The following is a 7,081-nucleotide window of genomic DNA, read 5'->3' as shown; positions in this document are numbered from 1 at the left end:
GAAGCCTTTTTTCTATCTAAATAAACAAGTTAGCTCTTAAGATCCTGTCTATGATAACGAGTTAGATTCATAGCGACGAGCCCCGAAGTTCATTGATAGTGAAGTTTTCATCGCGCTAATCATGTCGATTGCCTTTCTCTAAAGATAAGTTGAAATGATGCAAAGGAAGAATTCGGCATAGATTATGAATGGGATTGATTCAGTAGACGGAATATATGATTCACTAGTAATTAGGATGAATTACTGTTCGCATGTGTATATGTAGCCTACTCCAGACTAATTTCCCTCACACCCCAACACTGCGACAAACGCATCCAAATACTTTTCTATAGTTAAATCCGCAGAAACGGGCGGTAGTTCTACAGTAATGCACGGTAGGTTTCTTTCCTGACACCATGTGCCGAATGAGCCTGGGGTTTCGTAATCGACGTCTTCAACGAGCGGCAGGTTGAATTGCTTACCTAGCCAAGTGGTGAGTTCTGATCGATCGGGGTCATCGACCATGGCGAGTGGTTCGTGAAAAGAGATGACGAATTTAGGTTGGCGCTGTTCGATGAGGTTTATGAGCGATTGCACTTCAGGTTCAAGTTGTTCGGCTTGCCCGGTTTTCACTTTTACATCTCTGACTGGTGTGTGGGAGCTCCAGCGATACACGGTGCCGTTTTCTGTCCAGTTTTGAGTTGGGAAGGCGCGGTTCAGATCGACTTGGTTGGCGTTGGCGCGAGTGCCTAATTGATTGCCATCTGGGTTCATCGACAGGATCACATCGTGTCTCAAGTTGGCGGCTGGCAAGCTTCTCAGCGCACAAGATAATCCTGCAATAGAAGCGGTTTCATCACCGTGTGTGCCAGCTAAGATCAGCCCGCGAGACTCGCTTTCTATTTGCGCGGGGAAATAGAGCAAAGGCGCACCCAACACTGATTTTCCATATGACAGCGGCTTTATTGAAAATGCAGCTCTTTCCGTTCTTGGAATTAAACTCACCTTTATCTCCTGATTGATCAAGTACTATCAAGTATTAACGATTACACAAACTTACTTAGATAAACGAAAGCATTAAAACTCGTCAACAGTCGCATTGTTAATTTTATTACTTGCTTCAAAGATAGGCTAGGAGAGCAAAAACATATGGATTTTAAGAAACACTCAACGGCGTTACTCATTTCATCTCTATTGACCCCCTTTATCTCAGTAACTGCCGTTGCTGACACGTTGCCTGCGGGAACCACTCTGGCAGAGCAGCAACACTTAGTGCGCGCTAATGATGCGGAAGCGGCGACACTAGATCCGGCAAAGGCAGAAGGCCTTCCAGAAATGCACATTCTACGTGACCTGTTTGAAGGTTTAGTGATTCAAGACCGCGATGGCAACATTACTCCAGGTGTGGCGGAATCTTGGGAAACCGAAGACAACAAAACGTTTGTATTCCAACTGCGCAAAGACGCGCAGTGGTCGAATGGCGATCCTGTGACGGCCGATGATTTCGTGTATGCGATAAGACGCGCGGTAGACCCAAAAACGGCATCGCCAAATGTGTGGTACCTGAAGCTCACCAAAATCAACAATATTGCTGATGTGGCAGAAGGTAAGAAGCCGATTGAAGAACTAGGCGTGTCGGCTATTGATAAGCACACCGTCCGTTTTGAACTCGACAGCCAAGTACCTTACTTTGTGGCAATGACGGGCCACACATCTATGATGCCAGTGCATCAATCAGCCCTAGAAAGTAGCGACAAGCCGTGGAGCGACCCTAAGCAATTTGTTGGTAATGGAGCATTTGTGCTAGACGAGTGGGTGGTGAACGAGCGCATTGAGCTGAAGAAGAACCCGAAATATTGGGACAGTTCAGATACCCACTTAACCGAAGTAACTTATATTCCGTTTGAGAATCAGAATGCCTCGATTAACCGTTATGCGGTGGGCGAGGTCGATATTACTTCGGACGTGCCTATACACATGGCGCAGCAGCTTAAAAGCAAATATCAAGATGCGTTTACCACAGTGCCTCTGTTGTGTACTTACTACTACGCATTCAATACTACGCGACCACCTTTTGATGATGCGCGAGTACGTAAAGCTGTCTCTTATTCTATGATGCGTGACGTTATCACCAATGGTGTGACTCAGGTGGGCAACTTACCGGCTTATACCTTTGCTCATGAGTACACGGCTGGTTTTGATGCAACACAACCTGAATACAGCACGTGGACTCAGAAAGAACGCGATCAAAAGGCCAAAGAACTATTGCAAGAATCGGGCTACGATGCGTCTAACCCATTGGATTTCAAACTGCTTTACAATACTAGTGAATCGAACAAGTCGATTGCAGTGGCGATTGCATCAATGCTGAAAGGCAACTTAGGCGCACAAGTTGAACTAGAAAACCAAGAGTGGAAGTCTTACTTGGTATCGCGTCGCCAAGGTGATTTTGATGTGATGCGCGCCTCTTGGTGTGGTGACTACAATGAAGCATCAACCTTCTTGAGCCTGTTGCGTTCTGGCTCTTCAGGTAACTTTGCTCGCTACAACAATGAAAAGTACGACGCAGCAATGGATAGCGCACTAGCCGCAACCAGCGAACAAGATCGCCAAGGTTTCTACGACCAGGCAGAACAGTTACTGGCAGAAGACATGCCGATCGCGCCAATTTACTACTACATGCAGGCTCGTCTAGTACGACCAAGTGTTGGTGGTTTTGCGAAGAACAATGTAGAAGGGCGTATCTATTCTAAGGATCTCTACATCAAAGAGTAATTGCGTTTGATTCACGCGGCGACACACCGCTAAGAATATGAAATAAAGAAAAGGGACGTTGATCATAAATATCTGATCAACGTCCCTTCGTCATTAATCTGTAACGGTAAGCGCAAAAAACTGAAACCTGATTGAAGTATTTTTCACTTTTATTTCAATCAGGTGAAGCCATGTTACCCCCTCTACGTGCCCTTGTTGCGTTCGAAGCTGTTGCCCGCCTCGGTTCTATTGGCGCTGCTGCGCGCGAGCTTTGTGTTACCCAAGCTGCGGTGAGTCAGCAGCTTAAAAGTTTAGAAACCTTTCTCGATACCACATTGTTTGAGCGAAGCTCCAAAGGCGTAAAGCTGACGTCAGCTGCCCAGCACTATCAACCGATTGTTGCGGGTTCATTAGCACACCTGAAATTACAGACTCAAATCCTCTTCGGGGAAAAAGAAACCGACGTGTTGAGCCTGCGCGTTAATCACACCTTTTGCCATAACTGGCTGCTGCCTCGCTTGCCATCTTTTTATCAAAAATACCCTTTTATCAGGCTCGATATTCAGCTGGTGGACTGGCCATCAACCAACCCTTGTCAGAATGTCGATATTGAACTGACCAATGGCAAGGTCGAAAGCGAAGACACTCATAGTGAGCGACTCTTTCAAGAGCATTGGCAGTTGGTGTGTAGCCCAGACTTTAAAAACCAATATCAAGACTCCTTGGTTGAGCATGATTTTTCTGCTTTGCCGACCGTGCGAGTAAAAGGCTACCGCGAGAACTGGCTGCAATGGTTGAGCCATAACCAATTCGAGATGACTTTACCTAAGGTGCTACTTGAAGTGAGTAACTCTCTGCATGCATTAGAGGCGGTCAAACATGGCATTGGTGTGTTGTTGGTGCGTTCGCTTGCGGTGTCTGAGCTGTTAGAGAAAAACGATATTGTTCTGGCTACAGAGTCCTCAATGCCTGCCGAGTCTGCCCACTATTTGATTACCAAACACCGCCGCAGTGCCAAGGTGAATTTCTTTTGTGATTGGCTTTATCACCAGATGGAAGACGGTGAACTGGAAGAAAGGTTTTCTAATGGGTAGCCATAAAAAAAATGAAGGGCGCTCTTACTAACCTGTCACACAAACCCCTTAATTTAACCGCATACAAATAAGGACGAGGTCACCATGAGTGCTTTCTCACAACCAATGAAAAACCGCTTAAAGGTACTGCTATTTACTGCACCGTTGTTGGTGCCACTGTTTACTTTTTGGCTCGTACCATTTGGTTATTCGATTTACATCAGCTTCACCGACTGGGATTACATCTCGCCAGATTATTCGTTCATCGGTTTAGAAAATTACGAGTACATGGTTGAGGATTACGAGTTCATCCAAGCGATGCTCAATACGTTTTGGTTCTCTGTGGGTGTGGTGATTCCCACCATTATTCTTGGCCTTGTGTTTGCGATGCTGCTGCACAAAAATTTCAAGGGCAGCCAGTTTTATCGTGCGGTGATCTTCTCTCCTTGGATTACGCCAACGGTAGCAGTTTCGATCGTGTGGTCTTGGGTGTTCGAGACCAAATCGGGCTTGGCAAACCACTTACTGGAGTCGGCAGGGTTTAGCGCGATTCCATGGTTAGAGAACGGAAACACGGCTTTGATTGCGGTGATTATCGTGACGGTGTGGCAGGCGATTGGTTGGACGATGCTGTTCTACATCAGTGCACTCAACAAGATTCCAGAGTCACTGTATGAGGCTTCTTTGATTGATGGCTGCAGCAGCTTAACGCGCTTTTTGAAGATTACGCTTCCACTGATTTCACCAACCACTTTCTTCTTAGTGGTGGTCAACATTATTACGGCAATGCAGGCGTTCGATCAGTTCCAGATCCTAACGCAGGGCGGGCCGGGTGGTGAGACACGTACCTTGCTGTACTTGTTCTACCAACAAGCGTTTGAACGTTACGAAATGGGACCTGCGGCCGCGACATCGTTAGTGATATTCCTGATTACTGGATTGCTGGCACTTATTAATACCTACATCGGCAAGCGCTGGGTGTACTACTAGTCGATTTTTGAAAGGACAGAATTATGACCACGCAAGTATTGGATGCCAATCAAGTATTAAACCAGAGCGCAGCGAAAGCCAAAGTTATAGCACAAACCAAAGCGACCAAATCAGAGGTTGCGTCAAAGAAGATTTCAGTGGATCGCCGTTCGTTCCTCGCACTGGCTAAGCACCTGTTCTTGGCAACGTGCGGAACCATTATGGTGTTCCCGTTCTTGTGGATGTTGTCTGGTTCACTGAAAAGCAACGATGAGATCTTTGCTAACCCACTGGATTTGATTCCAGAGCAATTCCGCTGGGAAACCTTTGTCGAAACCTTTCACAGCGCGCCGTTTGGCTTGTACATCTTCAACAGTTTTAGCGTGGCTTTGTTCACTACGTTTTTGGTGATTGTGAATTCGGCGATGTTTGCATATGCGCTGACTCAGCTGAAGTTTCGCTCAAAGACGGTGCTCTATTTCATCGTGATGGGTTGTTACATGCTGCCGGGCGCGGCGTCGGTTTTCGGTGTGTTTTATCTACGCCAAGTGTTTATCAAGGTGCATCCGTCGCTGATTGAAGCGGCACGAATTGATGGTGCAGGTGAGCTCAAGATCTTATGGGCAATCATCTTACCGCAATGCCGAGCAGCAGTCGCAACACTGTTCCTCATCACTTTTATTACCAATTACAACAGCTACATGTGGCCAAGCCTGGTGATTACGACTCAGGATTTAAATCTGATCGCTACTGGTATTCGTCACTACTTTATTGCCGAAGGTAACTATGGGTTGAACTGGTCGCAAATTATGGCGGCGAGCACCATTGCAGTATTGCCTTTGTTAATTCTATTTGTCATTTGTCAAAAGACGATTCTTTCAGGTATCGCCGATAACGGCGTAAAAGAGTAAACGGAAATGAAACTAAAAACTCTCGCACTAGTGTGTGCTGGCGCAGCAAGCGCGTCTATGTTCTCTAGCAGTGTTCTTGCCGCAACCGAAGTTAACTTTTGGTATTCCGGTGGTACTAAGCCACAGCAAATGATGACTAAGCTCATCGAAGAGTTCAACGCGAGCCAAGATGAGTATGTGGTGAAGCCCGCATTGCAAGGTAACTACACGGAAACCTACCAGAAGCTGCAAGCTGGTTTAGCGTCGAAAACGGCACCTGAACTTGTGCTATTAGATTCAGGTCGTGCGGAAGCGATGCACGGGCGTGGTCTGAGCCGTGACCTAACGCCGTTTATGGATGAAGAGTTCAACTTCTCTGATTTCATTGGCGCGTTTAAAGATCAAGTGACGGCAGACGATGGCACCATCATTGGTCTACCTGCTTACGGTACAACTCAAGTGTTCTACTACAACAAGCAAGTATTGGCAGATAACGGCTTTACCGAGCAAGACCTAAACACATGGCAAGGTGTGGCTAAGGTCGCTGAGAAAGTCACACAGCGTGACGAGAAAGGCAACGTGACTTTCTACGGCTGGGAGCCGATGTGGGGTCAGGGCAACATGATTGACGCGGCTTTCTCTAACGGCGCTAAGATCATCAGTGATGACGGTAAGAAAGTGCTGATTGACTCTCCTGAGTGGGTTGAGGTGTGGGACAGCTTCCGTAAGTGGATCCATGATGATCAAATCATGCGAATTCACTACGGTGGTCAAGGCTGGGAATACTGGTACAAAACCATTGATGACGTGATGAAAGACAACGCATTGGGCTATACCGGTTCATCAGGTGACCAAGGTGACTTGGACTTCACTAAGCTTTCAGCAACTACACAGCCGGGTTGGGGTTCAAACCCTTCTGCGCCACAAGCGGGTGCGCTGGTTTACGTAATGCCAAAAGGCACAGATGACGCAGCGGCGAAAGGTGCATTTGAGTTTGTTGAGTTCTACGCCAACGCGAAAAACACCGCAGCTTGGTCAATGTTCACAGGTTACATCCCTGTGCGCAACAGCGTTTCTGAAGTACCAGAGTACCAAGCGTTCACTAAAGACAACCCACAAGCTCTGATTCCGTTGAAGCAAGCAAACACGGCGACCAAAGATTTCCTTGACCCTACCAACGGTAAGATTATGGATGCGCTGAAGGTGGCTGCAGACCAGATTCAAATCCAAAACGTGCCTGCTGACAAAGCGCTAAAACAAGCGGCTAAGAAAGCGCAACGTGCACTAGACCGAGCGAATCGTTCTTAATCTGCAAAGTGGATTAACACTATCTTTGCATGCATAAAGGCCCATCTACTCGGGTCAATGCCGTTCGGATAAGCATTACTGTTTGAATCTAAACGGATATTTAGCTGG

Annotated in this window: 6 protein-coding genes; 5 read left to right on the top strand and 1 reads right to left on the bottom strand. The window is 46.8% G+C overall.

Annotation, left to right across the window (positions count from 1 at the left end; all coding sequences use genetic code 11):
• Positions 1-276: 276 nt before the first annotated feature.
• On the bottom strand, positions 277-984 hold the full coding sequence (gene mpaA / locus ACED46_RS20985; RefSeq protein ID WP_137001686.1) for a murein tripeptide amidase MpaA: 708 nt from the start codon (positions 982-984) through the stop codon (positions 277-279).
• Between the two features lie 144 nt (positions 985-1,128).
• Here mpaA and ACED46_RS20980 point away from each other — a divergent pair, with 144 nt between their 5' ends.
• The 5 genes from ACED46_RS20980 to ACED46_RS20960 all read left to right on the top strand — a co-directional run bounded on the left by ACED46_RS20980 (position 1,129) and on the right by ACED46_RS20960 (position 6,973).
• The gene (locus ACED46_RS20980; RefSeq protein WP_371722360.1) at positions 1,129-2,754 is read left to right on the top strand and encodes an ABC transporter substrate-binding protein; all 1,626 of its coding nucleotides are present in this window, start codon (positions 1,129-1,131) and stop codon (positions 2,752-2,754) included.
• Between the two features lie 170 nt (positions 2,755-2,924).
• Positions 2,925-3,827 (top strand): LysR substrate-binding domain-containing protein, encoded by a 903-nt coding sequence (locus tag ACED46_RS20975; protein ID WP_371722359.1) that lies wholly within the window; start codon positions 2,925-2,927, stop codon positions 3,825-3,827.
• Between the two features lie 84 nt (positions 3,828-3,911).
• On the top strand, positions 3,912-4,796 hold the full coding sequence (locus ACED46_RS20970) for a carbohydrate ABC transporter permease (RefSeq protein ID WP_132764339.1): 885 nt from the start codon (positions 3,912-3,914) through the stop codon (positions 4,794-4,796).
• A gap of 23 nt (positions 4,797-4,819) precedes the next feature.
• The gene (locus ACED46_RS20965) at positions 4,820-5,686 is read left to right on the top strand and encodes a carbohydrate ABC transporter permease (protein WP_371722358.1); all 867 of its coding nucleotides are present in this window, start codon (positions 4,820-4,822) and stop codon (positions 5,684-5,686) included.
• Positions 5,687-5,692: 6 nt separating this feature from the next.
• Positions 5,693-6,973: an extracellular solute-binding protein gene (locus tag ACED46_RS20960; RefSeq protein WP_371722357.1), complete on the top strand. Its 1,281-nt coding sequence runs from the start codon at positions 5,693-5,695 to the stop codon at positions 6,971-6,973.
• Positions 6,974-7,081: the final 108 nt, after the last annotated feature.

This window comes from Vibrio sp. 1S139 (genome assembly GCF_041439475.1).
GTDB lineage: Bacteria > Pseudomonadota > Gammaproteobacteria > Enterobacterales > Vibrionaceae > Vibrio > Vibrio crassostreae_C.
Note: the sequence above shows the minus strand (reverse complement) of the source record. Positions and strands in the feature narration are given on the sequence as shown.